Genomic DNA, 2,291 nt, shown 5'->3' on the forward strand with positions numbered 1-2,291 from the left:
CCATACGGGCGTGAACCGTCTGATAGTCGTGGGCATCGGCCAGATCGGTCGGCCGCTTGCCCGCGATATAGGGCGGGAGCGGCAACTCACCCAGCCGCGCGATCGCTTCATCGAGCACCGGACCGGACCAGGCAAAGCGCAACTCGACCTCGCCGCCCTCGCCCTTTCCGACGACCTCGGCATGCAGCGCGCCGAGCTCGCACGCATTCGATGCCGCATCCGAGCCGAACACGAYCGTCTCGCCGAGAGCGAGCTTCTTGGCCGGCCTGGCAAACGCGAGCCATCGGTCGGATGCTTCGCGCTTGTGCAGCATGATCTCGACGCGCGCCGAGGCCTCTCCCCTGACGCGCCGGCCGTAGAGCCGGGACGGGATCACGCGCGTATCGTTGAGGACGAGCGCGTCGCCGGGTTGAAGCAGGCTGGCGAGTTCGCGAACGCCGCGATCCTCGAATGGTTCGGCTGCATCCGGCCGCACCACGAGCATCCGCGCAGCATCGCGTGGGCTGACGGGCCTCAGCGCGATACGTTCTTCCGGCAGGTCGAAGTCGAAAAGTTCGACATCCACGATCGAATCCGCCTCACAAAACTGCGAACCAGAACAAGATGAGCCCCCATCCGTCGGGACGCGCCTGCGGCGCTGCCGGGATGAGGGCTCATCTGAACTCAGGCCCCGTTCGAACGGGGCCCGTGGCGATATCAGGCCGCGTCGGCCATCACCTTCATCGAGACGATGGAGTCCGGCTCACGCACCGGCTCGCCCCGCTTGATGTTGTCGACATTCTCCATGCCTTCAACGACCTGCCCCCAGACCGTGTACTGCTTGTCGAGGAAGCGGGCGTCGTCGAAGACGATGAAGAACTGGCTGTTGGCCGAGTTCGGGTTCTGCGAACGGGCCATCGAGCAGATGCCCCGAACATGCGGCTCGGCGTTGAACTCGGCCTTCAGGTCCGGCAGGTCGGAGCCGCCGGTGCCGGTGCCATGCGGGCAGCCGACCTGCGCCATGAAGCCATCAATGACGCGGTGGAAGACGATGCCGTCATAGAAGCCCTGGCGCGCCAGCGTCTTCAGGCGCTCGACATGGGCAGGGGCGAGGTCGGGGCGCAGCTTGATGACAACGCGGCCCTTTGTGGTTTCCATGACGAGGGTGTTCTCGGGATCGAGCGACATCAGATCGGCCTTTCATTGGACGGCGCACGGCCGTGGAAGCGAATGGTGAAGGGTCGCCCCGCGATACTCGCTCCGAAGCGCGGCGACAACCTCACAGGTGCGCAGTTTCGGATGGCGTCGATCACGGAGGCGGTGAACCGTTCCCGCAGATCGGGGTCGGTGCGGCGCGTTTCCCAGGTGACGCGCGGCTGGCCAAAGATGGTGCCGTCGCGCCGCAGGCTGAAGCGGACAGTCGCCATGGCGCTGTCGCTGGAGCCGGTCATCGCAGGCGGATTCCAGCAGCGTCGAAACGCTGGACCGAGCTCCGAAACGCGATCGACGGCGTCGCCTTCAAAGCTCCGCGTCACTGGCGAGACCGAACCGCTCAGCCCCGAATCGACAGGAGGCGGCAGGCTTGGAATGGCGCGGCGTGGCGCGTGTTCCCCGAACGGCCCGCCGATCCCCGGCAGGTAGCGCTGCCCCGTCGGTGGGGGCAGCACGGGATTCTGCGAGCCGGAAGGCGGAGGCAGAACCGGGTTCTGCGAGCCGGAGGGCGGTGGCAATCCCAGGTCGCGTGTGTCCTGTGCCGCGCCAGCGCCGACCATGACGATCGACAAGCCGGCGACGAACAGGGGCAGGACACGCGACATGCAGGTAGCCGCTCGTTGCTATTTCGCGTCGGACTGAAGACGCATGCGCACGATCTTGTCGGGGCCGCTGACCTGGCCATTATTGGCCGAGCTGCCCTTCTTGATCTTGCGCGCCACATCCATGCCGGACACTACTTCGCCGAACAGCGTGTACTGCCCCGTCAGCGAACCGCAGCCTTCGTAGCAGATGAAGAACTGGGAATTGGCGGAATCGGGCGAGGCGGAACGCGCCATGCCGACCGAGCCGACCTTGTAGGGCGTGGGGCTGAATTCAGCCGGGAGATTAGGCAGGTCTGACTTGCCCGTGCCGGTGCCGGTGGGGTCGCCGGTCTGGGCCATGAAGCCGTCGATGACGCGATGGAAGACGATACCATCATAGAAGCCACGCTTGGTCAGCGCCTTGATCTGCTCGACATGCTTGGGCGCCAGATCGGGACGAAGACGAATCGTGATGTTGCCGTCCTTGGTCTCGAGCACGACCGTATTGTTGGGATC

The 2,291-nt window shown here is 65.5% G+C and carries 4 protein-coding genes; all 4 read right to left on the minus strand.

Annotation, left to right across the window (positions count from 1 at the left end; all coding sequences use genetic code 11):
* On the minus strand, positions 1-565 hold a 565-nt coding region (locus AC1DRP_RS36250; protein WP_476771102.1), incomplete at its 3' end, for an S-adenosylmethionine:tRNA ribosyltransferase-isomerase.
* 131 nt (positions 566-696) lie between these two features.
* Complete coding sequence (locus AC1DRP_RS36255) at positions 697-1,167, minus strand: peptidylprolyl isomerase (RefSeq protein ID WP_441491863.1); 471 nt, start codon at positions 1,165-1,167, stop codon at positions 697-699.
* Positions 1,167-1,796: a hypothetical protein gene (locus tag AC1DRP_RS36260; protein ID WP_441491864.1), complete on the minus strand. Its 630-nt coding sequence runs from the start codon at positions 1,794-1,796 to the stop codon at positions 1,167-1,169. The genes AC1DRP_RS36255 and AC1DRP_RS36260 overlap by 1 nt, the downstream gene beginning before the upstream one ends.
* A gap of 18 nt (positions 1,797-1,814) precedes the next feature.
* On the minus strand, positions 1,815-2,291 hold a 477-nt coding region (locus AC1DRP_RS36265), incomplete at its 5' end, for a peptidylprolyl isomerase (protein ID WP_476771103.1).

It is taken from the genome of Allobosea sp. 01N443 (assembly GCF_056399325.1).